Source organism: Ectothiorhodospira sp. PHS-1, from assembly GCF_000225005.1.
GTDB lineage: Bacteria > Pseudomonadota > Gammaproteobacteria > Ectothiorhodospirales > Ectothiorhodospiraceae > Ectothiorhodospira.
On the sequence record NZ_AGBG01000024.1, the window covers coordinates 16,545 to 41,222 of the forward strand.

General features: G+C 64.9%; 26 protein-coding genes. 15 read left to right on the top strand and 11 right to left on the bottom strand.

What is annotated here, in order from left to right; all coding sequences use genetic code 11:
• Position 1: 1 nt before the first annotated feature.
• Both ECTPHS_RS10350 and ECTPHS_RS10355 read right to left on the bottom strand, forming a co-directional pair.
• Positions 2–751 (bottom strand): DUF1365 domain-containing protein, encoded by a 750-nt coding sequence (locus ECTPHS_RS10350; protein WP_008932696.1) that lies wholly within the window; start codon positions 749–751, stop codon positions 2–4.
• Complete coding sequence (locus ECTPHS_RS10355; RefSeq protein ID WP_008932697.1) at positions 748–2,091, bottom strand: NAD(P)/FAD-dependent oxidoreductase; 1,344 nt, start codon at positions 2,089–2,091, stop codon at positions 748–750. Before ECTPHS_RS10355 ends, ECTPHS_RS10350 begins: the two co-directional genes overlap by 4 nt.
• A 380-nt stretch (positions 2,092–2,471) precedes the next feature.
• Here ECTPHS_RS10355 and folE point away from each other — a divergent pair, with 380 nt between their 5' ends.
• Positions 2,472–3,053, top strand: a complete 582-nt coding sequence (gene folE / locus ECTPHS_RS10360; RefSeq protein ID WP_246828356.1) for a GTP cyclohydrolase I FolE — start codon at positions 2,472–2,474, stop codon at positions 3,051–3,053.
• Between the two features lie 40 nt (positions 3,054–3,093).
• Here the strand turns inward: folE and ECTPHS_RS10365 are convergent, their stop codons facing one another.
• Both ECTPHS_RS10365 and ECTPHS_RS10370 read right to left on the bottom strand, forming a co-directional pair.
• Complete coding sequence (locus tag ECTPHS_RS10365; protein ID WP_008932699.1) at positions 3,094–4,551, bottom strand: deoxyribodipyrimidine photo-lyase; 1,458 nt, start codon at positions 4,549–4,551, stop codon at positions 3,094–3,096.
• Positions 4,548–5,522, bottom strand: coding sequence for a MerR family transcriptional regulator (locus ECTPHS_RS10370; protein WP_008932700.1), 975 nt, complete (start codon positions 5,520–5,522; stop codon positions 4,548–4,550). The genes ECTPHS_RS10365 and ECTPHS_RS10370 overlap by 4 nt, the downstream gene beginning before the upstream one ends.
• Positions 5,523–5,588: 66 nt before the next feature.
• Between ECTPHS_RS10370 and ECTPHS_RS10375 the strand changes: the two genes are divergently transcribed.
• From ECTPHS_RS10375 to ECTPHS_RS10385, 3 genes are all read left to right on the top strand, one after another.
• Complete coding sequence (locus ECTPHS_RS10375) at positions 5,589–6,368, top strand: SDR family oxidoreductase (protein ID WP_008932701.1); 780 nt, start codon at positions 5,589–5,591, stop codon at positions 6,366–6,368.
• Positions 6,365–6,805, top strand: coding sequence for a nuclear transport factor 2 family protein (locus ECTPHS_RS10380; protein ID WP_141565336.1), 441 nt, complete (start codon positions 6,365–6,367; stop codon positions 6,803–6,805). Before ECTPHS_RS10375 ends, ECTPHS_RS10380 begins: the two co-directional genes overlap by 4 nt.
• Before the next feature lie 83 nt (positions 6,806–6,888).
• A complete protein-coding gene (locus tag ECTPHS_RS10385) occupies positions 6,889–7,200 on the top strand; it encodes a hypothetical protein (protein ID WP_008932703.1) in 312 nt (103 codons plus the stop codon).
• A 17-nt stretch (positions 7,201–7,217) separates the two neighbouring features.
• Here ECTPHS_RS10385 and ECTPHS_RS10390 read toward each other — a convergent pair whose 3' ends face one another.
• Genes ECTPHS_RS10390 through ECTPHS_RS10400 form a run of 3 tightly spaced genes read right to left on the bottom strand, consistent with a single transcriptional unit; the run spans position 7,218 to position 9,791 of the window.
• Positions 7,218–7,718 (bottom strand): DUF302 domain-containing protein, encoded by a 501-nt coding sequence (locus ECTPHS_RS10390; RefSeq protein WP_008932704.1) that lies wholly within the window; start codon positions 7,716–7,718, stop codon positions 7,218–7,220.
• A 14-nt stretch (positions 7,719–7,732) separates the two neighbouring features.
• Positions 7,733–8,212 carry a C40 family peptidase gene (locus ECTPHS_RS10395; RefSeq protein WP_008932705.1) on the bottom strand — a complete coding sequence of 160 codons (480 nt, stop codon included), beginning with the start codon at positions 8,210–8,212 and terminating at the stop codon, positions 7,733–7,735.
• A gap of 13 nt (positions 8,213–8,225) precedes the next feature.
• Entirely contained in the window at positions 8,226–9,791 is a 1,566-nt protein-coding gene (locus tag ECTPHS_RS10400; RefSeq protein ID WP_008932706.1) for a bifunctional aminoglycoside phosphotransferase/ATP-binding protein, read from the bottom strand.
• Between the two features lie 87 nt (positions 9,792–9,878).
• On the opposite strand from ECTPHS_RS10400, the gene mrcB reads away from it, so the two are divergent.
• Positions 9,879–12,206, top strand: a complete 2,328-nt coding sequence (gene mrcB / locus ECTPHS_RS10405) for a penicillin-binding protein 1B (protein WP_008932707.1) — start codon at positions 9,879–9,881, stop codon at positions 12,204–12,206.
• 53 nt (positions 12,207–12,259) lie between these two features.
• On the opposite strand, the gene ECTPHS_RS10410 is transcribed toward mrcB, so the two are convergent.
• A complete protein-coding gene (locus tag ECTPHS_RS10410; RefSeq protein ID WP_008932708.1) occupies positions 12,260–13,291 on the bottom strand; it encodes an agmatine/peptidylarginine deiminase in 1,032 nt (343 codons plus the stop codon).
• Between the two features lie 28 nt (positions 13,292–13,319).
• The gene (locus tag ECTPHS_RS10415; protein WP_008932709.1) at positions 13,320–13,613 is read right to left on the bottom strand and encodes a hypothetical protein; all 294 of its coding nucleotides are present in this window, start codon (positions 13,611–13,613) and stop codon (positions 13,320–13,322) included.
• A gap of 112 nt (positions 13,614–13,725) precedes the next feature.
• Between ECTPHS_RS10415 and sfsA the strand changes: the two genes are divergently transcribed.
• From sfsA to lolD, 3 genes are read left to right on the top strand one after another with little or no spacing between them, the layout of a single operon-like run.
• Positions 13,726–14,442 carry a DNA/RNA nuclease SfsA gene (sfsA, locus tag ECTPHS_RS10420; RefSeq protein ID WP_008932710.1) on the top strand — a complete coding sequence of 239 codons (717 nt, stop codon included), beginning with the start codon at positions 13,726–13,728 and terminating at the stop codon, positions 14,440–14,442.
• A gap of 30 nt (positions 14,443–14,472) precedes the next feature.
• Positions 14,473–15,720: a lipoprotein-releasing ABC transporter permease subunit gene (locus tag ECTPHS_RS10425; protein ID WP_008932711.1), complete on the top strand. Its 1,248-nt coding sequence runs from the start codon at positions 14,473–14,475 to the stop codon at positions 15,718–15,720.
• Positions 15,721–15,733: 13 nt separating this feature from the next.
• Entirely contained in the window at positions 15,734–16,513 is a 780-nt protein-coding gene (lolD, locus tag ECTPHS_RS10430) for a lipoprotein-releasing ABC transporter ATP-binding protein LolD (protein ID WP_008932712.1), read from the top strand.
• On the opposite strand, the gene ECTPHS_RS10435 is transcribed toward lolD, so the two are convergent.
• Entirely contained in the window at positions 16,421–16,972 is a 552-nt protein-coding gene (locus ECTPHS_RS10435) for a DUF2062 domain-containing protein (protein ID WP_040405791.1), read from the bottom strand. The two genes, lolD and ECTPHS_RS10435, sit on opposite strands and share 93 nt — an antisense overlap.
• Positions 16,973–17,061: 89 nt before the next feature.
• On the opposite strand from ECTPHS_RS10435, the gene ECTPHS_RS10440 reads away from it, so the two are divergent.
• On the top strand, positions 17,062–19,356 hold the full coding sequence (locus ECTPHS_RS10440) for a DNA internalization-related competence protein ComEC/Rec2 (RefSeq protein ID WP_040405792.1): 2,295 nt from the start codon (positions 17,062–17,064) through the stop codon (positions 19,354–19,356).
• Positions 19,357–19,430: 74 nt separating this feature from the next.
• Entirely contained in the window at positions 19,431–20,054 is a 624-nt protein-coding gene (locus ECTPHS_RS10445) for a LysE family translocator (protein WP_008932715.1), read from the top strand.
• Here ECTPHS_RS10445 and ECTPHS_RS10450 read toward each other — a convergent pair.
• Complete coding sequence (locus tag ECTPHS_RS10450) at positions 20,049–20,549, bottom strand: acyl-CoA thioesterase (protein ID WP_008932716.1); 501 nt, start codon at positions 20,547–20,549, stop codon at positions 20,049–20,051. The two genes, ECTPHS_RS10445 and ECTPHS_RS10450, sit on opposite strands and share 6 nt — an antisense overlap.
• A gap of 67 nt (positions 20,550–20,616) precedes the next feature.
• On the opposite strand from ECTPHS_RS10450, the gene ECTPHS_RS10455 reads away from it, so the two are divergent.
• The 5 genes from ECTPHS_RS10455 to ECTPHS_RS10475 are packed head-to-tail and all read left to right on the top strand — an operon-like array spanning position 20,617 to position 24,675.
• A complete protein-coding gene (locus ECTPHS_RS10455) occupies positions 20,617–21,249 on the top strand; it encodes a MotA/TolQ/ExbB proton channel family protein (RefSeq protein ID WP_008932717.1) in 633 nt (210 codons plus the stop codon).
• Positions 21,246–21,665, top strand: a complete 420-nt coding sequence (locus ECTPHS_RS10460) for a biopolymer transporter ExbD (RefSeq protein ID WP_008932718.1) — start codon at positions 21,246–21,248, stop codon at positions 21,663–21,665. The genes ECTPHS_RS10455 and ECTPHS_RS10460 overlap by 4 nt, the downstream gene beginning before the upstream one ends.
• Positions 21,662–23,455: a lipid A export permease/ATP-binding protein MsbA gene (msbA, locus tag ECTPHS_RS10465; RefSeq protein ID WP_050814250.1), complete on the top strand. Its 1,794-nt coding sequence runs from the start codon at positions 21,662–21,664 to the stop codon at positions 23,453–23,455. The genes ECTPHS_RS10460 and msbA overlap by 4 nt, the downstream gene beginning before the upstream one ends.
• 19 nt (positions 23,456–23,474) lie before the next feature.
• The gene (gene lpxK / locus ECTPHS_RS10470; protein ID WP_040405801.1) at positions 23,475–24,473 is read left to right on the top strand and encodes a tetraacyldisaccharide 4'-kinase; all 999 of its coding nucleotides are present in this window, start codon (positions 23,475–23,477) and stop codon (positions 24,471–24,473) included.
• A 7-nt stretch (positions 24,474–24,480) separates the two neighbouring features.
• On the top strand, positions 24,481–24,675 hold the full coding sequence (locus tag ECTPHS_RS10475; RefSeq protein WP_008932721.1) for a Trm112 family protein: 195 nt from the start codon (positions 24,481–24,483) through the stop codon (positions 24,673–24,675).
• Positions 24,676–24,678 lie beyond the last annotated feature (3 nt).

The window sequence follows — 24,678 nt, forward strand, 5'->3', positions numbered from 1 at the left end:
TTCAGGACGGCGTCGGCTTGCTGTAGTACTGTCCACCTTTCCACCAGATCTTCAGGGCATGCCAGTGGATGGCGGCAATGACCTTGAGGGTCATGAAGGGAACGGCGACCGTCGCCCTGAGCAGTTCACCGTCGGTGAGGGGACGGGCGTGGCCGGTCTGAGCCGCGGACAGCATCAGTCGGGAATCCTGGTACTCGTGGATGAGGACATTCAATGCCTCATCGGGCTCCGACAGTCGGAACTGATAGCGGGCGTCCATCTCGATGAAGGGGGAGACGTAGAACAGCTTCTCCTGTGAGGCGCGCACCGGCCATGTCATGGGAGCGCCGTCGGCGTGCAGGAGATAGTGGTGGCAGTCTCCGAGGGTGTTTCTGACCTCGCAGATGATGGCCCGCAGACTGCCGTCCCGGTGCCGGCAGTACCAGAGGCTCAGGGGGTTGAAGGTGTATCCCAGCACTCTGGGAAAACACAGTAGCTGCACCTGCCCCCCTTCCAGGGTGATCCCTGCCCGGCCTAGGTAGGCATCCACCCAGGGTCGCCAGGGCGACCCGTCACGGGGGCCGTGATCGCGAACATTCAGGCTCAGCAGGTTGAAGTGGTTGACCGAAAGCAGGCGCAGGGATCGGTCCAGATCATCCAGCCGGTCCACGTCCACCAGCAGGCTGAAGACCCGGTAGATGAAGCGATATTCCACCGGGAACAGCCGGCGGTGCATGACCCGGGTGCGGTAGAGACGGTGAGGTTGCGTCATGCCTCGGATGCCTCGACCCGGGGCAGGGTGCGAACCGGCAGGGCATTTTCGGCCTGGGGCGCCACGGTCCAGGGTGGATTGACACCGAGCTGAGCGGCCACCTGCAGGGCGGAGCGCAGTCCGTCTTCGTGGAAGCCGTAGCCGGTCCAGGCACCACAGAACCACAGTCGGTCACGGCCCTGGATCGTGGGCAGGATCCGCTGGGCGTCCATGGCCCCCTGATCGAAGACCGGGTGGTGATAGATGATCTCCTGTATCACCTTCTCCGGCAGTGGTTCTTCCAGAGGATTGAGGCTGACCAGGTATTCCTCCGGCTCGTCCAGGGTCTGGAGGCGATTCATCCAGTAGGTGACGGAAACCTCGTTGGCCGGGGCATCGGTCAGACGGTGACGGGCCAGGTAGTTCCAGGAAGACCAGACCTTGCGCAGCTTCGGCATCAGGCGGGTGTCGGTGTGCAGGATGGTCCGGTTGGGCTGATACTGGAAGGCCTTCAGGATCCGGGTTTCGTCCTCGGAAGGCGCTTCCAGCATGTCCAGGGTTTCGTCGGCATGGCAGCCGAACACGACCTGATCGAAAAAGGCCTCCGAGCCATCCTCGATGATGAGGCGGATCCGGGCTTCCTGACGCTGTACCGCCACCACCCGGCGGGCCACATGGACATTCTCCGGCAGGGCGGCAAGCATCTTTCTCACGTATTCCCGACTGCCGCCGGTGACGGTGTGCCACTGGGGGCGGTCGCTCAGGTCCAGCAGGCCGTGATTGGCAAAGAAGTTCAGGAAGGACAGCAGCGGAAAGTCCAGCATCTTGTGGGTGGGACAGGACCAGATGGCCGCGGCCATGGGCAGCAGGTAGTCATCCCGGAAGCCGGGTCCGTAGCCCTCATTGAGCAGATAGCCCCCCAGGGTCATGTCCGTGCTGGTGCCGGTTTCCAGCAGGCGCTTGCCGGCCCGGTTGAAGCGCACGATATCCGCCAGCATCCGAAGGAAGCGCGGACTGGTGAGGTTGCGGCGCTGGGCAAACAGGGTATTGAGATCCGATCCTGCATATTCCAGGCGTCCATTGCCCACCGAGGCGGAGAAGGACATGTCGGTGGGCTGGCTGGTGATGCCGAGATGCTGGAAAAGGGCGGTGAGGTGCGGATAGTTGCGGTGGTTGAACACCATGAAGCCCGTGTCCACGCCGCGGGGGCCGTTGCGCCCCGGGATGTCCACCGTGTTCGTGTGTCCGCCGATGTAATCATTCCTTTCGAACAGGGTGACGTCATAGTGACGGGACAGCAGCCAGGCGGCGGCCAGTCCGGAGATGCCTGCGCCAACGACGGCGATACGTTCACGGGCCATGTGCTCATTTCCTCAGATCTGGAATTGTTCTTATACATTAACTGTACAAGGATTGTAAAATGCTGTACAAGCTAACTCAGGATACGTTCTCACGGCCTGCGTGCCCCCTTCGGCCGGGCCTGACAGAGTGGTTCGACACCCGATGCCGCGTCAACGTTCCTGATCCGCGCCGACGATACCGATTGTCGTGCACGCCCCATTGGCGAGCATAGCTGCTAGAACACAGGAAGCCAGCATCAGCGAGGCCGGGACAGCCCGAGTACCCGTGAAGATGGTTTGAAAAAGGCAGCGCGCCACCTCCCCCGGGACGGTGGTCTTTCATGAATCATCAGGAGATCAAGACCATGAAGCCAGTTGCACAGATTGCCGGAGACGGCACCATGAAAGCCCCGCTCAAGCTGATGTCGGCCGAGGCCCTGGCAGACCATTACCGAAAGATGCTGGTGGGCTTGGGTGAGGATCCTGAACGGGAGGGCCTTAAAGGCACGCCTCTGCGGGCCGCCAAGGCCATGCAGTACCTGACCCGGGGTTACCATGAGTCACTGGAGGAGCTGGTCAACGGCGCCCTGTTCGCTTCCAGCAGCGACGAGATGGTGCTGGTGAAGGACATTGAGCTGTATTCCCTGTGCGAGCATCACCTGTTGCCCATCATCGGCAAGTGCCATGTGGCCTATCTGCCCGACGGCAAGGTACTGGGGTTGTCCAAGGTGGCCCGTATCGTGGACATGTTCGCCCGTCGGTTGCAGATTCAGGAAAGCATGACCCGGGAGATCGCCCAGGCCATCATGGACGTGACTGGTGCCAAGGGCGTGGCCGTGGTGGCGGAGGCCCGTCACATGTGCATGATGATGCGGGGGGTGGAAAAGCAGAACTCCACCATGGTGACCTCAGTGATGCTGGGTTCCTTCCGGGAGGATGCCCGTACCCGGTCGGAGTTCATGGACCTGATCCGTCGCGGCTGAGAGTGACGGGTTCACGTGGGAGAGAGGCGTGACGGGGAATTCAGGGCGTCCCCGATGCTTCGGACCGCGAGGCGCCCTTGAGCTGCTCCCATGCCGCCAGGGCCGCCTTGCGACTTTCCCCCAGGTCGACCCGCGGGCGCGGATACTCCCTTGGCACCAGGCCCGCGGGGGCGGTCCAGGGAGCCTGTAGATACCGATCCGGCAGAGGTTTGAGCTCCGGCACCCAGCGCCGGACATACTCACCCCGGCCATCAAAGCGCTCTCCCTGCAGCACCGGGTTGAACACCCGGAAGTAGGGGGCCGCGTCAGCCCCGCAACCGGCGGTCCATTGCCAGCCCAGGGTATTGGATGCCAGGTCGGCGTCCACCAGGGTGTCCCAGAACCAGCGTGCCCCCGTCTGCCAGGGAATGCGCAGGTTCTTGACCAGTAGCGAGGCGACGATCATCCGTACCCGGTTGTGCATCCAGCCCGTGTGCCAGAGCTCCCGCATCCCGGCGTCGACCAAGGGGATGCCGGTGCGACCCCGTCGCCAGGCTTCCAGATCCGCCGCGTAGTCCCGGGCATCACGCCAGGGAAAATCTGTAAATCGTTCATCCAGCGGTTGCTCGGGTGTGTGGGGGAAATGAAACAGCAGGTGGAAGGCGAATTCCCGCCAGCCGATCTCCCGCACGAAGGTCTCCACCGAGGCGCCGGCGGTGGCCCCCGCTCCCTGGGCCTGCAGGTACCGGCAGGCCCGGATCAGCTGTCTTGGGCCGATTTCGCCGAAATGGAGATGGGGCGACATGCGAGAGGTGCCCGGTTGTCCCGGCAGGTCCCGGTCGGTCTTGTAGGTCAGGACGGCGCCCGCCAGAAAGCGTTCCAGTGCCCGGTGGGCACCGTCCTCGCCCGGCTGCCAGCAGGCAGCCATGCCCTGGTCCCAGGGAATGCGGGGCAGCAGATCAAAGAATTCCAGGCGATCGTTGTCGGGCCAGCGTGTCGGTGCCGTAATGGACTCCGGCGTGGTTTCCACGTCATCGGGCAGCCCCATGGCGCAGCAGGCTTTCCAGAACGGGGTGAACACCCGATAGGGTTCGCCGCTCTTGTTGCTGACCGTCCAGGGTTCGAACAGCAGGGCGCTGTTGAAGCTCTCCACCGCCAGTCCCCGGTCCTTCAGGGCCGCCTTGATCCGGCGGTCCCGTTCGATCAGGGCGGGTTCATACACCCGGTTCCAGAGCACCTGCCTGGCACCCGTCTCGTCAATCAGTTGCAGAAGCGTCTCCAGGCTGGGTCCCCGGCGCAGGATCAGTCGTGAGCCTGCCGCATCCAGGGCGCTGGAGAAAGCGGTCAGACTGTGATGTAGCCACCAGCGGGAGGCGGCCCCGGGAGACCAGGAGGCTTCTTCCTCTGGTGCGTGGATATAGACAGGGATCACCGGATGCCCTGACCGCAAGGCGTGGGCCAGTGCCGGATTGTCCGCCAGGCGTAGGTCTCGGCGCAGCCACAGCAGGATGGGTTTCATGAGGATTCCCCGGGGGAGTTCGATGGCTGGAGACGGCTGCCGATGTATTCGGCGGCTGCTTGGGGATCCGGAGGCAGCAGGTGAATGCCTCGGCCATGCCAGGCCGACGGGGGACGTCCGTTGTCTGTCAGGGCCAGGAAGATCGGGATGTTTTGGGAAGTGGCCCATGGTTCAAGCTGTGCGGCTCGCGGATGCTGTCCGCACAGGACCATGCCTGCCGGCGCGGCCTGACGGGCGAGTGAACCAATGGCCGCCAGGGAGAGCGGACCCGATAGTCTCAGGACTTCCAGGCCTCTGGCGGCGAGCAGTAGGGACAGGGTGATCAACTCGAGAGGATCGGCTTCATGGGGCAGGGGGGCGATACCCACCCTGGGTCCGTTGCCGTGGCGCAGTTCATGGCGCAGGCGGGAGTGCAGTGCGCGGCAGGCCCAGGCCTGGAAAAATCGGCTTTCCGCCTCCGCCTCGGCGCCTTGAGCCGTGTGTTGTGCCAGGGCTTGGTGCAACGGGTGGATCAGGCGACATATCACCTGTTGCGGGGGGAACAGGGACATGGCATCACCGTAGATCTTTTCCAGTCCACGGGTGTCGAATCGTCGTACCGAGTGCTCCATGCGGTTACGGTAATCCTGCCAGGCATCCGCTGTGATCCTGGACGCAGCCGTCTGTGTTGGGATGTCGGGGGGGGCGGGTCGTGAGGCCGTGACGGACGGATCTTGCTCCAGTACAGCGCGAATCCGGCTGATGGAAATGCCCTGTTCCAGAAGGGCAAGTATCTGCTGGATGCGTTCGATGTCCTGAATGCTGTAAAGCCGGTGACCCTTGGGTGTGCGGCGAGGCGTGATCAGTTCATGGCGCCTTTCCCATGCTCGCAGTGTCACCGCATTGACACCGGTGACGGAAGACACGGTGCGGATGGGGTAGAGCCCGTCTTCGTCCGAAGCGGGAATGGGAAGAGCCGGAGCAGGATTCATGAGCAGGATTGTACAATCGTTGTATAATATTTGTGTAGACCTTTGCGGGAAAGGAGGAAGACGGTGATGAATCAGGCGCAAACCGTGACGACCCCACCGCTGGTCTGGCTGGTGGGGGCCAGCACCGGCATCGGCAAGGCATTGGCCCTGCGTCTGGCCGCCACCGGTCGGCGCGTGGCGGTGACCTCCCGCAGCCGCGAGCGGTTGCAGGCGCTGGCGGAGCAATCACCGGTGGCCGGTGCCATCGAGGTCTTTCCCGGAGATGTCACCGACACCCGGGGACTGGCCGATGTGGCCGCGCAGATCGAGTCCCGGATGGGTCCCATCGGGACGGCCGTCTTCAACGCCGGCGACTATGAGCCCATGGGTCTGGAGGACTTCGATCCCGACCTGTTCCGGCGCATCATCGAGGTCAACTATCTGGGCGTGGTGAACGGACTGGCGGCGGTGATGCCCTTCATGCTGTCACGGGGCGAGGGGCGGATCCTGGTGACCGCCAGCCTGGCCGGCTATCGGGGCTTGCCCAGGGCAGCGCCCTATGGGGCCTCCAAGGCGGCGGTGATCAACATGGCTGAGTCCCTGCAACCGGAGCTGGCCATGCGGGGGGTGCAGCTGCGGGTGATCAATCCCGGGTTCGTGAAGACCCCCATGACCGACAAGAATCGCTTCCACATGCCCTTTCTCATGGAGTCGGACGCGGCCGTGGATGCCATCATGAAGGGACTGGAGGGCAAGGGTTTTGAAATCAGTTTCCCTCGTCCCTTTGCCCTGATCATGAAAAGCCTCAGAATACTGCCCCATCGCCTCTTTCTGGCGCTGACCCGACGCATGGTGGACGGCCGATGAGCGAATCAATGGATGCATGGGCGCGGCGGTATGCCGAATTCTTTTCCCAACTCAGGGAGCCGGATCTGGCCCGGCTGGACGAGTTCTTCACGGCGAATGCCCGCTTCAAGGACCCCTTTAACGACGTGACGGGGCTGGAGCAGATCGCCGCGGTGTTCCGGCACATGTTTCGTCAGTGTCCGGCCCCGCGGTTCTACGTGCATTGCTGGGCCGTCCAGGGCAATACGGCCTTTTTCCACTGGCGTTTCATGGACCGGGACGAGGGTGCCGAAGGCCGGCTACATCTGGACGTGGACGGCATCAGCCGGGTGTTGTTCAACGACGAGGGCAAGGTCTTCAGCCATATCGACTACTGGGACCCGGCCGAATACCTGTACGACCAGATCCCCCTGCTGGGCGGCCTGCTCCGGTTTGTGCGGCGCCGGATCGGGAGTTGAGCCGGCGGGCGGGGAATCTTTGGCTTGAATCCGGGTCCAAATCGGCTATACCCTGCAAACGACTCAAGCTTGAGGCTGGTATCATGTCCGACCCCATTCGTTCCCAAGCCCTTTCCGGTGACCGCCCCTTCCTGTTGGGTGGTCTGGTGATGCTGACCGGGCTGGTGCTGACCCTGCAGACGCCCGTGTCACAGGACGCCATGGCCGATCTGTTCAGCGGCATGGAGAGCCCCACCCTGGCCCGGACCCTGGAGATGTGGCCCGGCAACCCGCCGCCCTGGATGGACGGCGATCAGCTCATGACCGAAGAGGTGGAAGAGTTGCCGATGCTGCTCGGGGCCGATCGCCAGTCCCATGACAGCGCCGCGGCCTTGCGGGAGCGCCCCGTCAGATAGCCGCCAATCCCCGGTTTCTAAAAAAACGCCAGCGCTTCCCGCACGATCTCGTCCAGCAGGGTATCCACCGCTTCCAGGGCCTCCCGGGATTGCGCGTCACCCAGCAGGGTGGGGCGCCGGTAGGCCAGGTGGATGGTGCCCGGTGCATCCGCCAGCTCGTACACGCTGACGACGTAGGGGCAGAAGACGATGTGATGGGGTTCGGTCTCCATCATGCGCCTCGACAGCACGGCACTGCAGAACTCCAGGGCCTCGGCCTGGATGAAAATCGCTTCCCCGCCGATGTCCGCCCCGGTGCGGGAGAGCATGGCGCCGATGTGAGCCACGTTGTTGATGACGATGCCGCGGTCGATGATGGCCATCTCCAGGGCTTCCCGGTACAGGGCATAGTCGCCCTCGATGCTATAGACCTTCAGGTGTTCATTCACGATTCTTGGTTCCATGGCCTGGGCGGGCAGGCCCAGGGTCAGACAGCCCAGCAAGACGAGGCACAGGGCACGGATGGACGTCGGCATCATGGTCGGGCGCTCCTTCAGGGTGAGTAGAAATGGCCGGCATGCAGGAACCGCCGGCTCCAGTAGGGATGATCCAGGTCTTCCGTGGTGACGGGCCGTCCGCTGGACGGGGCGTGCACGAAACGTCCGTCACCGATATAGATGCTCACATGGCCGGGACCGGCACGGCCGGTGCGAAAGAACAGCAGGTCACCTGGTGTCAGTGCCTGGGTCGAGATCCGCCGTACGCCCTCACTCTGGGTGGTGGTGGTGCGAGGTACCGGGATGCCCGCGTGATGGTGGGTGAACCACACCAGTCCACTGCAATCGAACCCGTCCTCCGGTGATGTGCCGCCGTATCGGTAGGGCTTGCCCACCATGGACAGGGCATGAAACACGACCTGAGAGCGCTGGGGGTCCAGGGTCTCGGGGTCCGCGGGCGGACGTGTCGGGCTGGTGCCGCAGGCCCCCAGCAGCAGGGTCGCGGCAACCAGGGCAAGGCGAAGCCATGGACTCATCGGATTTGCCTCGTCAGTTTGATGGGGTATACAGCAGTTCCCGTATCTGATTCACCGGTGGGGGGTGGTCTGCCCGGAGGGTGATGACGGGCTCATCCGGTCCCAGCGGGTCATGGTGTTGCAACTGCATCTCCAGCACTTCCAGGTCGGCGTCCGAGGCATCATCGCCCGCGGTCATGCGGCGGGTGATCCGTTCCCGCAGACAGTCCGGGTCCGCCTGATAATCCAGCACCCGAAATGGAACACCCAGATCCCGGGCCAGGTCGGCAAACCGGGCGCGGGCGTCCGCCTTGAGAAAGGTGGCGTCCACGATCACCGGGTATCCGGCCCGGAGCAGCAAGGTGGACAACGCCGCCAGCCGGTCGTAGGTCTGGGCGGTTCGGTCCCGGCTGTAAAGGCCCTGCTGGTACTCATCCTTGCCGCGCTCGTGGGCATCCATGCCCGCCAGGCGCTTGCGCTCCACATCGGAGCGAATGCGGATGGCGCCGGTGGCTTCCACCAGAGGCTGACTCAGGGTGGTCTTGCCGCTGCCGGAAAAGCCGTGGTTGATGAACAGGGCAACCGCGCCCGGCCGGGTGAAGCGCTCCGCCAGTTGCAGATAGTCACGGCAGGCTGCCGTGGTCGTCCGGACCTCCGCATCGGACAAGTCCGGCTGGTCCAGGCGAATGGCGGCCACCTTGGCCCGCACCATGGCCCGATAGATCTGGTAGAAACGCAGCAGGGGCATGCCTTCGTAGTCTCCGGTGGACGCCAGCCAGGCATTGAGAAACCGGTGGGCATGGGCTTTTGCGCCCCGGTCGATGAGATCCATGGTGAGAAAGGCCACTTCGCTGATGATGTCGATCCAGCGCAGGGCCGGATTGAATTCAATGCCGTCGAACAGGGTGGGTTCCCCGTCCACCAGGGCGATGTTGCCCAGGTGAAGGTCGCCGTGGCACTCGCGGATGAAACCGTCCCGATGCCGTTGCGCCAGCAGGGGGGTGAGTGCCCGGTGTTGTGCCCGGGTCCAGGCTTCCAGGCGCGCCAGCGGCGCAAGATCCAGCCCGACCGGCCGCAGGCCCCGGATGTGTTCGAAGTTCTGCAGCATGGGGGCCAGTACCTGCGCCGGGCGGCCATGGTCCCGGGTGGCCGGGATGTCGGCGTGGAAGCGAGCCAGCCGGGCGGCAATGGCGTCCATCAGGTCCGGGGTCAAGCGCCCCCGGTCATGGAGATGATCCAGGGTATCGTCGGGATCAAAGCGGCGCATGCGCACCGCATATTCGAAGACGGGGCCGGTGCCGTTGAAGGCGGGGTGCGTCGGATCGCCGGAAAAGGCGACGACGCCATCGTATATCTTCGGCGCCAGACGACCGTTCAGGCGCAGTTCCTCTTCACAGAAATGCCGTCTTTGTTCAAGGCTGGAAAAGTCCAGAAATCCCAGGCTGACCGGCTTCTTGATCTTGTAGGCAAACTCGCCTGCCAGCAGCACCGTGGAGATGTGGGTCTCGATGCACTGCACCTGCGCCACGGGATGGGGATAGGCCGCCGGATGCTTCAGGCTCCGGATGAGTGTCTGTTGCGTCGTCTGATCGGGGTGCATGAGGGTGTGAACAGGCTCCGGATGGGAAACTGGATTCAAGGGTATAGTGTAGGGCACGAAACCGCAGCCTTCCTGTCGATCAGAGTCATGACCAAGACCCGCAAGCCTTCCACCTCCAGCCGCCCCGGCCGCGGCAAGGCGCGTACCCGTACCGCATCCCGCAAGGGCGGCAAGTCCCGTCCACCCCGTCGGTTCCGGCTCTGGCCCCTGCTGCTGGTGATCCTGGTGGTGGGGGGTGTGTTGCTGGGGCATCACGCAGTGCAACTGGATCGACAGATCCAGGCCCAGTTCGAGGGTAAGCGCTGGGCGCTACCGGCACGGGTGTTTGCCCGCCCCCTGGAGCTGTACGTGGGGTTGCCGCTGGATGCCGATGCCCTGGTTCGGGAACTGAGCCTGCTCCACTACCGGGAAGGGGATCGGGAAGGCGAGTATCGACGTCAGGGGAACAGCCTGGTGATCCGTACCCGGGGGTTCCCGTTCGCCGATGGTCATGAGCCGCCGCGGCGGGTCCGGGTGAGCTTCGGTGGCGGTCAGGTCTCGGCCCTGGAGGATCTGGACGCCGGCGGACCCGTCTCGCTGCTGCGTCTGGAGCCGGCGCTGATCGCCAATATCTATCCCTCCCACGGGGAGGACCGGGTGCTGGTGCGCCTGGAAGACGTGCCGCCGGCGCTGATCCAGGCCCTGCTGGTGGTGGAGGACCGCAAGTTCTACCGGCACTTCGGGGTCGACCCCATGGGCATTGCCCGCGCCGCCCTGGCCAATCTGCGCGCGGGACGTACCGTGCAGGGGGGCAGCACCCTGACCCAGCAGCTGGTGAAGAACTACTTCCTCACGCAGGACCGTACCCTGGCGCGCAAGTTCGACGAGGCCATCATGGCCCTGCTGCTGGAACGGCGCTATGACAAGAACGAGATCCTGGAGGCCTACCTGAACGAGGTTTATCTGGGGCAGGACGGCGCGCGCGCCATTCACGGCTTTGGTCTGGCCAGTCAGTTCTATTTCCAGCGCCGTCTCAATGAACTGGAGGTGGCGGAGATGGCCCTGCTGGTGGGCATCATCCGCGGGCCGAATTTCTATGAACCCAGGCGGCGTTCGGAGCGGGCCATGAACCGTCGTAACCTGGTCCTGGGACTGATGGGACAGGCGGGATATCTGAGTGCGGATGAACTGGCCGGGGCCCAGGCCCGGCCGCTGAATGTCAGCGCCCAGGCCCCGTCCGGTGTCAGCCCGTTCCCGGCCTATATCCAGCTGGTGCGGGAGCAGCTGCGTCGGGATTATCGGGATGAAGACCTGCGGGAAGAGGGGCTGCTGATTTTCACCACCCTGGATCCGATGGCCCAGCTGGCGGCCGAGCAGGCCCTGACCCGGGAACTGGATCGGCTGGAGCGGGAGCGGCGTCTGGAGGCGGGGAGTCTGCAGGGGGCGGTGGTGGTCACCAGCGCGGACAATGGCGAGGTTCTGGCCCTGGTGGGGGATCGGCAGATGCGTCAGGCCGCCTTCAATCGGGCCCTGCAGGCCCGTCGGCCGGTGGGTTCGGTGATCAAGCCGATGGTCTACCTGGCCGCCCTGTCCCGGCCGGAACGTTTCACCCTGGCCACCCTGCTGGATGACGAGGCCCTGACCGTGCGTCTGGAGAACGGCGATACCTGGACCCCGCGCAACGCCAATCGTCAGTACCATGGCTGGGTCACCGTCCAGGAGTCCCTGGTCCAGTCCTACAACATCTCCACGACCCGGCTGGGTCTGAATCTGGGCATCGCCAACGTGGTGGATCAGCTCAACGCCCTGGGGCTGGAACGTCGGGTGCCGCCGTTCCCCTCGCTGGTGCTGGGGGCGGTGGAGATGACGCCGCTGGAAGTGACGGCCCTCTATCAGGGGCTGGCCTCCGGTGGCTACCAGGTCCCCCTGCGGGCGATCCGGGAAGTGGTGGATCGGGAGGGTCAACTGTTGCAGCGTTACCCCCTGTCCCTGCGCCTGGCGGCGGATCCCGAGGCGGTCTATCTGGTGACGGCGGCGTTGCATGAGGTGACCCGCAGCGGTACCGGTCGCGCCCTGCAGCGGCGGCTGTCGGCGGATCTGCCGGTGGCGGGCAAGACGGGCACCACGGATGAGCTGCGGGATGCCTGGTTTGCCGGCTACAGCGGGGATGTCCTGTCCGTGGTCTGGGTGGGGCGGGATGACAACCAGCCCACCGGGCTGACCGGTGCCAGCGGCGCCCTGCCGGTCTGGGGCGAGGTGATGGCCCGGGTGGCCCGGCGGGGGCTGTCGCAGACCCCGCCGGAGGAGATCGAGTGGTTGCTGGTGGACCCGGCCTACGGTCTGCGGGCATTGGAGCAGTGCGAGACCGCGCGCTGGATGCCGTTCATCCGTGGCTCGGCCCCCCGGGAGTATTCCCCCTGCGGGATGATGCCATAGCCCCGTTCGCCGGCGGACAGGCTCCCACAGGGACTCAATAAGCCATCTTTTGGTCAGTCGATGGCGGCCGGCAGTTGCATGGTCACGCAATGCAGACTGCCGAACTGATGGATCAGGGGGCGGCAGTCGATGCCCACGATCTCCCGCTCCGGGAAGGCTTCCGCCAGGCGGGTGAGGGACACCGCATCGGTTGGATCCCCATAGGTCGGCACCAGCACCGCCCCGTTGATGATCAGGAAATTGGCATGGGTCGCCGGCAGTCGCCGCCCTTCCTCGTCATGAATCGGGGCCGGCAGGGGCAGGGGGATCAGCCGATAGGGCTTGCCCTCCGGGGTTCTGAAGGCCTCCAGCTCCGTCGTCATCGCCGCCAGGGGGGCATGGTGGGGATCTTCGGGGTCATCGCAGACCACATGGGCAATGGTGTCGGGGCTGCACAGCCGTGCCAGGGTGTCCACATGGCTATCGGTATCATCCCCCGCCAGATGACCTTCGCTCAGCCACAGTATCCGCTCCACGCCCAGTTCCCGCCGCAGCACGGCCTCGATGCCGGCTTCGTCCAGATCGGGATTGCGGGTGGGCGTCAGCAGGCACTGGCGGGTGGTGAGCAGGGTGCCCAGACCATCCGACTCGATGGAACCGCCTTCCAGCACGAAGTCCACCGGGGTCAGGGGCAGATTGCCGAAGGCTCCCTGTTGGTGCAGTCGACGGGTGACGGCGTTGTCCGCCTCCGCCGGGTACTTGCCGCCCCAGCCGTTGAAGGTGAAGTCCAGCATCAACGGGGCGCCGTCGGCCAGCACGGTGATCGGGCCATGATCCCGCGCCCAGGTATCGTTGGCGGGCGCCAGCCCGGTGATCACCCGGGTCATGTCCACGCCCGCCTCGGTCAGACGCCGACAGACATGGGCCTCGTGGGTCTCATCCTGACAGGTGACCACCAGGCCCTGGCGCAGGGTGACTTCATGGGCGATCCGGCAGAAGACCGTTTCGGCTTCCTCCATGATCGGTGCCCAGTCGGTGTCTTCATGGGGCCAGGTGAGCATCACGGCGCTCTGAGGCGCCCACTCGGGGAGCAGGGTGCGGGACATGGACGTATCTTCGGGGGTTATGCGGGGATCAGGGATGCGGGGCTCGGCTGCCGCGCACCACGGTGTGAATCACGTAACGGCCTTCGAAAACCACGGAAAAGTCGTGGTAGTCCCAACGGGTGATGGGAGGCCGGCCCACCGTGGGATGACGGACTTCGGGTTCGCCATGGCGATGGAGTACCGTGTTCTTGTGCATGCCACGAACGGGCTGTTCCGGTTGCTGTACCACCCGGGGGGTGCCGTCGGGCATGACGAGGATGTCGGCGGTCGCGGTGGATACCATGAACAGGGCCCCGGCAAGGACTGCACAGAAGGCGGGCATTCTTGGCATCATGGTCTCCGGACTGGCTTGATGTGTCTGAATATAGCACCGCACCCAGGGTGAGGAAATACTGCCCGTTCCCGCCCGTTCCACCATGGAGACCCTTCGTCCGATGATCTTTTCCCAGCCCCTGGCTTCCGGCATCCTGCAGCGGCGTTACAAGCGTTTTCTGGCCGATGTGCTTATGGACGACGGCGAGACGATCACCGCCCATTGCCCCAATACCGGTTCCATGCTGGGCTGCATGACGCCGGGGTCCCGGGTCTGGCTCAGCCGTTCCGAGGATCCGAAGCGGAAATACCCCCATACCTGGGAACTGGTGGAGGCCGACGGGGCCATTGTGGGCATCCATACCGGTCGCGCCAATACGCTGGTGGAGGAGGCGATCCGTGCCGGCAGGGTGCCGGAGTTGGCACACTTCACCGGCCTGAGACGGGAGGTGAAGTACGGTCTGCACAACAGCCGCATCGATCTGTTGCTGGATCTGGACGGCGTGGACTGCTACGTGGAAGTGAAGAACGTGACGGCGGCCGTACAGGAGGGGGGCGTGGCCCTGTTTCCCGATGCCGTATCCAGTCGTGGCAGCAAGCACCTGCGGGAGCTGATCGCCATGGTGGAGGCGGGGCATCGGGCAGCCCTGATCTTCTGCGTCCAGCGAGAGGATGTCCACGGTGTCCGTCCGGCGGATGCCATCGATCCGGAATACGGGATCTGGCTGCGCCGGGCCCATGCGGCCGGGGTGGAGGTGCTGGCACTGGGTGCCCGGGTCTCGCCTTGCGGGATTGAACTCATGCGTCCTCTGCCGGTGGACCTGTCGGCCCACATATGAATTCACCTTGGCCTGTGATTTAATCCGCCCATGTTTCGACCCCTTGAGATCTTCGTCGGCCTTCGCTACACCCGTGCCAAGCGCCGCAACCACTTCATTTCCTTCATCTCCCTCATCTCCATGTTGGGGATTGCGCTGGGCGTCACCGCGCTGATCACGGTGCTCTCGGTGATGAACGGGTTTGAAACGGAACTGCGGGAACGCATCCTGGGCATGGCGTCCCACGCCACCATTGCCGAATTCGATGGCCGCCTGCGCCACTGGCCCGAGGTGATGGCCCAGGTGGAAGGGGCCGACCGTGTCGTGGGCGTGGCGCCTTTCGTGGAGGCGGAAGGGATGTTTTCCAGCGGTCGGCAGGTCAGCGGGGCGATGATCCGCGGCGTGGTGCCCGATCTGGAGGCCCGTGTCTCCCAGGTGGGTGAACACATCATCCTCGGCAGCATGGATGGATTGCAGCCGGGACGCTTCGGCGTAGTGCTGGGACGGGAGTTGGCGCTGGCGCTGGGCGTGGGCGTGGGCGACAAGGTGACGCTGATCACTCCCCAGGCGGCGGTGACCCCCGTGGGCGTGCTGCCGCGCATGCGTCGTCTGGACGTGGTGGGGGTGTTCGAGGTGGGCATGTTCGAATATGACCGCAGCAGTGCCTTCATCCATCTGGACGATGCCCAACAGATCTACCGGATGGATGATGCCGTCACCGGCCTGCGCCTGAAGCTGGATGACATGATGCGGGCACCGCTGATCGCACGGCAGGTAGCGTCGGAGCTGGAGGGGCGCTTCTGGGTCAATGACTGGACCCGCCAGCACGCCAACTTCTTCCGCGCCGTACAGACGGAAAAGACCGTCATGTTCATCATCCTGTCCCTGATCGTGGCGGTGGCGGCCTTCAACATCGTCTCCACCCTGGTGATGGTGGTGATCGACAAGCAGTCGGATATCGCCATCCTGCGTACCCTGGGGATGACGCCGTTCTCGGTGATGCTGGTCTTCATGGTCCAGGGGACGCTGATCGGCGTGGTCGGCGCGGTGCTCGGGGTGATCGGCGGAGTCACGCTGGCCCTGAACGTGGAAACCATCGTCCCCGCCATCGAATCCCTGCTGGGCCTGAAGTTCCTGTCGCCGGATGTGTACTACATCTCCGACCTGCCGTCCGACCTGAAGCTGCACGATGTCACGCGGGTGGGCCTGCTGGCCTTTGGTCTGACGGTGATCGCCACCCTGTATCCGGCCTGGCGGGCCTCCCGCACCCAGCCGGCCGATGCCCTTCGATACGAGTAGCGGGAGAACGTTCATGGTGGATTGGCAGATCGATACCCGAGGCCCGGTGATCCAGTGCCGGGGTCTTGGCAAGACCTTCGATGAAGGCGGACTCAAGGTGGATGTCCTGAGCGCCATCGACCTGGAGGTGCAGCCGGGGGAGAAAGTGGCCATCGTCGGTGCTTCGGGCAGCGGCAAGAGTACTCTGCTGCACCTCCTGGGAGGGTTGGATCTGCCCACCCAGGGCACGGTGAGCATCTGTGGCCAGGACGTGGCCCGCCTTTCCGACGCCAGACGCGGCAAACTGCGCAATCGGCATCTGGGGTTCATTTATCAGTTTCATCATCTGTTGCCGGAATTCACGGCGCTGGAAAACGTGGCCATGCCGCTGCTGATCCGTGGTGAGAATCCGGGGGTGGCGGCGGACCGTGCCCGCAGCCTGCTGGAGTGGGTAGGGTTGACCAACCGCGTGGCCCACAAGCCGGGTGAACTCTCCGGCGGGGAGCGTCAGCGGGCCGCCATTGCTCGCGCCTTGATCACCGAGCCCCACGCGGTGCTGGCGGATGAACCCACCGGCAATCTGGATCGAGGGCGGGCGGAGGAGATCTTCCAGCTGATGCTGCGTCTGAATCGCCAGTTGCGCACCGCCTTTGTGGTGGTGACCCACGACATGCAACTGGCGGAGCGCATGGACCGGGTCATGATGCTGGAAGAAGGGCGGCTAAGGCCCCTTCGCCGGTCCTCCGCGGCGTCCGAGCCGGGGAAGGCGCCGCCGCTTGAGGTCCAGACGGCGCACGATGTGCAGTCGCCATAGCAACCGTATGGCGATGTACCCCGCCAGCCCGGCGACCACGCTCATCACCAGACTGCCCAGCAGCAGCGGTTTCCAGATCACCACCAGTTCCCCGGTGAACCAGGACAGGTTCAGTTCAAAGGAGAACCCCCGCCGCGGCTCGCCCATCAGGAAACGCCCGATGGTGTAGGCGACGTAGTAGATGGGGGCCATGGTGAGGGGGTTGCTGATCCAGACCAGCAGCACGGAAATAGGCAGATTCACCCGCACGATGATCGCCAGGGCAGCCGCGGTGAGCATCTGGGCCGGGATGGGCAGAAAAGCTACGAACAGGCCGACGCCGAACGCCCCGGCCACGGACCGTCGGTTCAGGTGCCACAGGTTGGGATCGTTGAGTACCGCGCCGAAGAAGCGCAGGGATTCATGCTCCCGTACTTTGTGGTAGGTTGGAAACAGGCTCTTGATGAGCTTTTTTGCCATGGATTCTTGCACGGTTCGGGGGGCCACGGTCCCGCGGCGGATACCTCGGGCGGGCCGCCCATTATGGATGCTTTTCCAGGGAGCGGAAGATGCAAAGCCAGGCCTTGGCGTTTCTTCTCGGGGTGGTGGCCCTCCACAGCCTTCCCCATCTGCCCACGCTTGCGTGGGTCGTTGTCTGCCTGGCCGTGCCCCTATTCTACAGATTCATGCCTTTAGCGCGATGGCCGGCCATCGCCCTGTTAGGCTTTTCATGGGCTTTGTTGCACACCCATCTGGTGGCCGGTCCGTGGCTGCCAGCGGGACTCTCCGGACAGGACATGACCCTGATCGGGGTGGTGGACTCCCTGCCGGAAGCACTGGACCGCGGGGTTCGCTTCGGTTTTCGGGTCGAAGGCCGGGCGGACGGCATGTACGACCCGGATGAGCGGCTGCCCCGACGGGTACGGGTGGCCTGGTACGGGCAGTCTCCCGACATGGTACCTGGGGAGCGCTGGCAGCTGACCCTGCGCCTGCGCCGGCCCACGGGGTTTCGCAATCCCGGTGGTTTCGATTATGAGGGCTGGCTGTTTCGCCAGGGTTACGGTGCCACCGCCTATGTGCGTGAGCCGGACTCGGCACTACGGCTCGGCATGGATGACCGCCCGATCCATCGGCTGCATCGCCTGCGGGCCGATCTGGTCGAGCGGATGGGGCAGGGGCTGGACGGGCGCCCCTACGCCGGGATCCTGCGGGCACTGGCGGTCGGGGACCGTTCCGGTATCGCGCCGGAGCAGTGGACCACCCTGATCGATACCGGCACCAATCACCTGATGGCCATCTCCGGCCTGCATGTGGGCTTGATGGCGGGGATGGGATACGGCTTGATGCTCTGGGGCTGGCGACGGGTGCCGGCGCTGGCACTGCGGCTGCCCGCCCAGCGGGCGGCGGTGATCGGGGCCTTGATCTGCGCCGCCGGTTATGCGGCCCTGGCCGGATTTGCCGTCCCCACCCAGCGGGCCCTGGCCATGCTGGTGGTGGCCCTGGGTGCCCTTTGGCTCGGGCGCGTGGCCCGGCCGGGCCGGACCCTGGCGCTGGCGCTGCTGGTGGTGCTGGGGCTGGACCCGCGTGCGGTGCTGGATGCCGGATTCTGGCTCTCCTTTGCCGCCGTGGGGGTGATCCTGTATGCCATGACGGGTCGATTGCAAAGACCCGGCGGGATCAGGGCGGTGCTGCGTATCCAGTGGGTGGCGGGGGTCGGGCTACTGCCCCTGACCCTGGTGATGTTCCAGCATGGCTCGCTGGTTTCCCCGCTGGCCAACCTGGTGGCCGTGCCCTGGGTCAGCGTGGTGGTCGTTCCCCTCACCCTGGGCGGTGTGTTGCTGGCCCCGCTGATCCCCTGGGCCGCCCAGTGGTGCTGGCTGGCGGCCCATCTGGCCGTCAGCCTCCTGTGGCCGCTGCTGGAGCACATGGGATCATGGCCCTGGTCCCTGTGGCGGGCGGCGCCCCCGTTCTGGACCCTGTGGCCGGCCCTGCTGGGGCTGGCCCTGATCCTGGCGCCCCGAGCCCTGCCTGCCCGCTGGCTGGGAGTGCTGTTGCTGCTGCCCATGCTCTGGCCGGCCAGGCCATCACTGCAGCCGGGGGAGTTCCGGCTCACCGTGCTGGACGTGGGGCAGGGGCTGGCCACGGTGGTGCAGACCCAGGACCATACCCTGGTCTACGATACGGGCCCGCGCTTCAGCCCAAGCTTTGATGCCGGATCGGCGGCGGTGGTGCCCTATCTGCGGCACGAGGGACGGGGGCGGGTGGATCGGTTGGTGGTCAGCCACGGCGACAACGATCATATCGGCGGCGCCCCGGCCATCCTGGACAGTCTTCGGGTGGGCGAGGTGCTGAGCCGGTCTCCGGAGCGGTTGCCCCATGCCCTGAGCCGGGAGTGTCTGCGGGGTGAGACCTGGCAATGGGACGGGGTGACGTTCCGCATGCTGCATCCACCGCCGGGCTGGGGGGATGACAACGAGTCTTCCTGTGTGCTCCATGTGAGCGGCCCCGGGGGGTCGGTGCTGTTGCCCGGGGATGTGGAGCGACTGGGAGAGGCCGTACTGGTGCGCGGTGAAGGGGAGGGACTGTCCGCGGACGTGCTGCTGTTGCCTCACCATGGTTCGCGCACGTCCTCGTCGGAGGCCCTGCTGGACCGGGTTTCACCCCGGCTGGCCCTGGTGAGCACCGGTTTTGAAAACCGCCTGGGGCATCCCCATGAAGAAACCCTGGAACGGCTTCGGGTCCGTGGCATTCCGCTGCTGGACCCCGCCCATGAAGGCGCCCTGCGGGTGGACTTTGTGCCGGGGGAGGGGGTCATCGTGCAGTCGGGGCATCGTCACGCGGCCCGCCGCCACTGGCACCGCTGAGGTTGTTTTGAATACGTCATTCCCGCGCAAGCGGGAATCCATTGATCGAATACAGGAACAAAAAGGTCACATCGATGATCACCAGCCTGAGCACCGGGATGATCCTGGGATTTTCCGCCGGCATGGCGCCGGGTCCTCTGCTGGCCCTGGTGATCTCCGAAACCCTGCAACATGGTGCCCGCGCCGGGATCAAGGTGGCCCTGGCGCCGGTACTGACGGATCTTCCCATCATTCTGCTGACCCTCTTCGTACTCAGCCGGCTTTCCGGACTGGATACCCTGCTGGGCCTGATCTCCCTGGGCGGCGGGGTGTTCCTGTGCTATCTGGCCTGGCAGGGACTGACGTTTTCCGGCAGCCCCATGGGGGCGGAGGCGGCGCTCCGGGAGCGGTCGCTGCAAAAGGCGGTGCTGGTCAATGTCCTGAGTCCCCATCCTTACCTGTTCTGGCTGACCGTGGGAGGCCCCCTGACGGTCAGGGCGCTGGAGCAGACCTGGTTTGCCGCGGCGGCCTTCATCGGCAGCTTTTATCTGCTGCTGGTGGGGGCCAAGATCGGCATCGCCGTGCTGGTGGGCCGATCAAGACGGTTGCTCTCCGGCAGACCCTACATCCACACCATGCGCGCCCTGGGCGGGATGCTGCTGGTGCTGGCCCTGCTGCTGCTCCACGAGGGCTGGGAACTGATCAGCGCCGCTTCATGATGCCGGTGTCGGCCGGTACTGCTGGCGAATCTGCTCGTGCCGGCGTTCGATCTCCTGGCGCAGTTCCCGGCGCATGGCGGCATTCTCGTAGCGGCGTCGCTCGGTCGGTGTTTCGATGTCAAGTGAAGGCACCCGGACCGGGCGCCCGTCCTCGTCTACCGCAACCATGGTGAAGTAGGAGGTCATGGCATGGCGGCTCTGGTGCTTGATGATGTCTTCGGCGATCACCCGGATGCCCACTTCCATGGAGGTCTTGCCGGTGTAATTGACCGAGGCCAGGCAGGTCACCAGCTCGCCGACTCTGAGCGGTTCGCGGAAAAAGACCTGGTCCACCGACAGGGTGACCACATAGTTATTGGAGTAACGGGCGGCGCAGGCATAGGCTACCTGGTCCAATAGCCGGAGCGTGGCGCCGCCATGGACATGCCCGGAAAAGTTGGCCATGTCCGGGGTCATCAGCACGCTCATGGTGAGGGTCTTCTGCTGTTTTTCCATTTTTCCTTCAAGCCCCTGTTTCAAGTATCATGCCCTCCAGTCGAATCAACCCGGAGTGACGCAAGACGTGTTTGAACTGGTCAAGGCCGGTGGCTGGCTGATGCTGCCCATCATCGCATGTTCGGTGATTACGCTCGCCATCGTGATCGAACGCTTCTGGACCTTGCGCCGCCGTAGGGTCGTCCCACCCCAGCTGGTGGTGCAGATCTGGCAATGGATTCAGGCCGGTGAACTGGATGATGCCCGTATCCGTGTTTTGCGGGAAAGTTCTCCCCTGGGGCGAATCCTGGCCACCGGGCTGGTGAATCGGCGCAGTTCCCGGGAGGTCATGAAGGAAACCATCGAGGAAACCGGCCGTCGCGTGGCCCATGAGCTGGAACGCTTTCTCAATACCCTGGGCACCATTGCCGCCATCACCCCCCTGCTGGGACTGCTGGGTACCGTCGTCGGCATGATACAGGTGTTTTCCGTCATCACGGCAGTGGGCGTGGGCAGCCCCGGCGAGCTGGCCGCCGGTATCTCCCAGGCCCTGATCACCACGGCGGCGGGGATCTCCGTGGCCATTCCCGCCATGATCTTTCACCGCTATTTCCGCGGCCGGGTGGACGAGCTGGTGCTGGACATGGAGCAAGAGGCCATCAAGCTGGTGGAAGTGCTCAAGGGTGAACGGGTGGCCGCCCCCGGGGTGAAGCCGTCTTGAATTTCCGTCGTCGACAGACCGAGGAGATCGGGGTCAATCTCACGCCCTTGATCGACGTGGTGTTCCTGCTGCTGATTTTCTTCATGGTGTCCACCACCTTTGACCGTCATTCCGTGCTGCAGCTGGAACTGCCCCGGGCCGACTCCCTGGAGCAGGAGAGTCCGCCCCGTGCCCTGGATCTGGTGATCAATGCCCAGGGACGCTATTTCCTCGACGGCGCCGAGCTGATCAATACCCGCCCCGAGACCCTGCGGGCGGCACTGACGGAGTTCCTTGGCGGTCGGGAGGACATTCCCCTGGTGATCCGGGCCGATGCCCGCACCCCGCACCAGTCCGTGGTCACCGCCATGGACGTGGCCGGGCGCCTCGGCGTGTCCCGCCTGTCCATCGCCACCTTGGGCGGTGAGCCGGAATGAGACGCCCTTCATCACTTCCAGGACAGACCCAGTATCAGATCCCCGGCGTGGAGGTCTATCGCCGGCTGCTGTCCCATTCCCTGAAATACTGGCCCTACCTGCTGATGGCCCTGGTGGCCATGCTCATCACCGCCGCCACCGAGACCGGCTTTGCCGCCCTCATGCGGCCCCTGATGGACGGCAGTTTCGTGGACCGGGACCCGGATGCCATCCGCTGGATTCCTCTGGCCATCATCGGCATCTTCTTCATCCGCGGCGTGGCGGAATTCCTGTCCAACTACACCATGAAGTGGGTGGGGCGGCAGGTGGTGAAGGAACTGCGCGGGCGCATGTTCCGGCATCTGTTGCAGATGCCCGTGTCCTATTTCGACCGCAATGCCGGCGGTCAGCTCATCTCCCGTCTGACCTACAATGTGGAGCAGGTGGCGGCGGCCTCCACCGACAGCATCACCATCCTGATCCGGGATACGGTCACGGTCCTGGGTCTGCTCGGGTGGATGCTGTACCTGAACTGGAAGCTCACCCTGGCGGTACTCATCGTGGCCCCGGCGGTGGCCTTTGCGGTGGACCGGGTGACCCGCCGGTTCCGCAAGATCAGCCGTCGCATCCAGGCCTCCATGGGGGATGTGACCCACGTGGCGGGCGAGGTGATGGACGGCAACCGGGTGGTCAAGATTTTCGGCGGTGAGGACTACGAACAGTCCCGCTTCGACGAGATCAACGAACGCAACCGTCGCCTGCACATGAAGATGGTGGCCACCCAGGCCAGCAATCTGCCCATCATCCAGTTCTTCGTCGCCATCGCCCTGGCCCTGATCGTGTGGATCGCCACCCACGAATCCCTGCTCCAGGATGTGTCGGTGGGGACCTTCGTGTCCTTCATCACCGCCATGCTGCTCCTGCTGACACCCATTCGCCGCCTGGTGAACGTCAACGCCATGCTGCAGAAGGGCATCGCCGCCGGACAGAACATCTTCGGTCTGCTGGATGAGCCCCTGGAGCGGGACCAGGGCACCCTGTCCCTGGATCGGGCCAGGGGCGAGATCCGGCTGCGGGGCGTGAGCTTCAGCTACGATGCCGCCAAGGGGGATGTGCTGCGGCAGATCGACCTTGACGTGGCCCCGGGAGAAACCGTGGCCCTGGTGGGCCGTTCCGGCAGCGGCAAGACCACCCTGGTCAATCTGCTGCCCCGCTTCTATGAACCCCAGCGGGGCGAGGTGCTGCTGGACGGGGTGGACATTCGCCGGTACCGCCTGGCGGATCTGCGTCGCCAGATCGCCTATGTGGGGCAGCACGTGACCCTGTTCAACGACACCATCGCCAACAACATCGCCTACGGCAGCCAGGTGGACCCCTCCGATGAACGCCGGATCCTGGAAGCGGCGGAGGCGGCCCAGGCCATGGAGTTCATCCGTCGTCTGCCCGAAGGACTCAACACCCTGGTGGGGGATAACGGGGTCCTGCTCTCCGGTGGTCAGCGTCAGCGCCTGGCCATCGCCCGGGCCCTGCTCAAGGATGCCCCCATCCTGATCCTGGACGAGGCCACCTCGGCCCTGGACACGGAGGCTGAACGGCATATTCAGAAGGCGTTGGATCACCTGCTGCAAAATCGTACCACCCTGGTCATCGCCCACCGTCTGTCCACGGTGGAAAAGGCCGATCGCATCGTGGTGATGCAGGAAGGACGCATCCTGGAGACCGGTACCCATCGGGACCTGCTGGCCCGGGACGGCATGTATGCTCACCTGCATCGCCTGCAGTTCAATGACGACGGGATGGACCAGGCTTGATACAGGGGGCGTGCGGCCGGTGAAATCCCTGGATCAATACTGGAACGACCGTAACCCGGTCGCCCTGGCCCTCTATCCGCTGTCGCTGCTGTATACCGCCGTGGTCCTGCTCAACCGGGCCCGGCATCGTCACCGCAACCGCTATCGTCCCCGGCTGCCGGTGCGGGCGGTGATCGTGGTGGGCAACCTGACCGTGGGGGGGACCGGCAAGACCCCCATGGTGGTCTGGCTCTGTGGCCTGCTCAAGGACCACGGCTACCGGCCCGGCGTGGTCAGCCGGGGGTACGGGGGGCAGGCCCGGCACTGGCCCCAGCCGGTGACGCCGGAGAGCGATCCGGCTCAGGTGGGGGACGAGCCGGTGCTGATCGCCATCCGCGGTGGTTGTCCGGTCTACGTGGACCCGGATCGCAATCGGGCGGCGCGGGCGCTGCTGGCGGCCCACGACTGCGACATCATCGTCGCCGATGACGGCCTGCAGCACCATGCCCTGCGGCGGGATCTGGAGATCGTCATGGTGGATGGCCAAAGACGCTTCGGCAACGGTCTGTGCCTGCCGGCGGGTCCGTTGCGCGAGCCGCCGGGACGACTGGACGAGGTGGACTTCGTGGTGGTCAACGGTCCGCCCCGACCCGGGGAGCGGGCCATGCAGCTCACCGGCACCCTGGCCCTGTCGGTGCAACGGCCGGAACAGGTCATGGCCCTGGAGGCGCTGTGCGGCCGGCGGGTCCATGCCCTGGCGGGGATCGGGCACCCACCCCGTTTCTTCGACATGCTCACGGCGGCCGGTCTGGAAGTGATTCCCCATGCTTTTCCGGATCATCATCCCTACACGGTGGATGAGATACGCTTTGACGACGGTCTTCCGGTACTGATGACCGAGAAGGATGCCGTAAAATGCCGGGGCATGGCCGGCCCCGAACACTGGTTCGTACCCGTCAGCGCCGTGCCCGAGCCGGCCCTGGCATCGGCAATACTGCGCGCGGTCCAGGCCCTGGACCGCCTTCACAGCTTGAGGTAATGGAACGATGGACAAACGCTTGCTCGATATTCTGGTCTGCCCGGTCACCAAGGGTCCCCTGATCCATGACAAGGAACGGAGCGAACTCGTCTCCCGCGGCGCCCGGCTGGCCTATCCCATCCGTGACGACATTCCGGTGATGCTGGAAGACGAGGCCCGCCGGCTGACGGAAGAGGAACTATCGAAGTGGAAGGACAAGTGATCC

What these genes read in the sequence shown, in the direction of transcription:
- ECTPHS_RS10350 (WP_008932696.1), bottom strand. Translation starts at nt 751, where the DNA reads ATGACGCAACCTCACCGTCTCTACCGCACCCGGGTCATGCACCGCCGG.
- ECTPHS_RS10355 (WP_008932697.1), bottom strand. Translation starts at nt 2,091, where the DNA reads ATGGCCCGTGAACGTATCGCCGTCGTTGGCGCAGGCATCTCCGGACTG.
- folE (WP_246828356.1), top strand. Translation starts at nt 2,472, where the DNA reads ATGAAAGCCCCGCTCAAGCTGATGTCGGCCGAGGCCCTGGCAGACCAT.
- ECTPHS_RS10365 (WP_008932699.1), bottom strand. Translation starts at nt 4,551, where the DNA reads ATGAAACCCATCCTGCTGTGGCTGCGCCGAGACCTACGCCTGGCGGAC.
- ECTPHS_RS10370 (WP_008932700.1), bottom strand. Translation starts at nt 5,522, where the DNA reads ATGAATCCTGCTCCGGCTCTTCCCATTCCCGCTTCGGACGAAGACGGG.
- ECTPHS_RS10375 (WP_008932701.1), top strand. Translation starts at nt 5,589, where the DNA reads ATGAATCAGGCGCAAACCGTGACGACCCCACCGCTGGTCTGGCTGGTG.
- ECTPHS_RS10380 (WP_141565336.1), top strand. Translation starts at nt 6,365, where the DNA reads ATGAGCGAATCAATGGATGCATGGGCGCGGCGGTATGCCGAATTCTTT.
- ECTPHS_RS10385 (WP_008932703.1), top strand. Translation starts at nt 6,889, where the DNA reads ATGTCCGACCCCATTCGTTCCCAAGCCCTTTCCGGTGACCGCCCCTTC.
- ECTPHS_RS10390 (WP_008932704.1), bottom strand. Translation starts at nt 7,718, where the DNA reads ATGATGCCGACGTCCATCCGTGCCCTGTGCCTCGTCTTGCTGGGCTGT.
- ECTPHS_RS10395 (WP_008932705.1), bottom strand. Translation starts at nt 8,212, where the DNA reads ATGAGTCCATGGCTTCGCCTTGCCCTGGTTGCCGCGACCCTGCTGCTG.
- ECTPHS_RS10400 (WP_008932706.1), bottom strand. Translation starts at nt 9,791, where the DNA reads ATGCACCCCGATCAGACGACGCAACAGACACTCATCCGGAGCCTGAAG.
- mrcB (WP_008932707.1), top strand. Translation starts at nt 9,879, where the DNA reads ATGACCAAGACCCGCAAGCCTTCCACCTCCAGCCGCCCCGGCCGCGGC.
- ECTPHS_RS10410 (WP_008932708.1), bottom strand. Translation starts at nt 13,291, where the DNA reads ATGTCCCGCACCCTGCTCCCCGAGTGGGCGCCTCAGAGCGCCGTGATG.
- ECTPHS_RS10415 (WP_008932709.1), bottom strand. Translation starts at nt 13,613, where the DNA reads ATGCCCGCCTTCTGTGCAGTCCTTGCCGGGGCCCTGTTCATGGTATCC.
- sfsA (WP_008932710.1), top strand. Translation starts at nt 13,726, where the DNA reads ATGATCTTTTCCCAGCCCCTGGCTTCCGGCATCCTGCAGCGGCGTTAC.
- ECTPHS_RS10425 (WP_008932711.1), top strand. Translation starts at nt 14,473, where the DNA reads ATGTTTCGACCCCTTGAGATCTTCGTCGGCCTTCGCTACACCCGTGCC.
- lolD (WP_008932712.1), top strand. Translation starts at nt 15,734, where the DNA reads ATGGTGGATTGGCAGATCGATACCCGAGGCCCGGTGATCCAGTGCCGG.
- ECTPHS_RS10435 (WP_040405791.1), bottom strand. Translation starts at nt 16,972, where the DNA reads ATGGCAAAAAAGCTCATCAAGAGCCTGTTTCCAACCTACCACAAAGTA.
- ECTPHS_RS10440 (WP_040405792.1), top strand. Translation starts at nt 17,062, where the DNA reads ATGCAAAGCCAGGCCTTGGCGTTTCTTCTCGGGGTGGTGGCCCTCCAC.
- ECTPHS_RS10445 (WP_008932715.1), top strand. Translation starts at nt 19,431, where the DNA reads ATGATCACCAGCCTGAGCACCGGGATGATCCTGGGATTTTCCGCCGGC.
- ECTPHS_RS10450 (WP_008932716.1), bottom strand. Translation starts at nt 20,549, where the DNA reads ATGGAAAAACAGCAGAAGACCCTCACCATGAGCGTGCTGATGACCCCG.
- msbA (WP_050814250.1), top strand. Translation starts at nt 21,662, where the DNA reads ATGAGACGCCCTTCATCACTTCCAGGACAGACCCAGTATCAGATCCCC.
- ECTPHS_RS10475 (WP_008932721.1), top strand. Translation starts at nt 24,481, where the DNA reads ATGGACAAACGCTTGCTCGATATTCTGGTCTGCCCGGTCACCAAGGGT.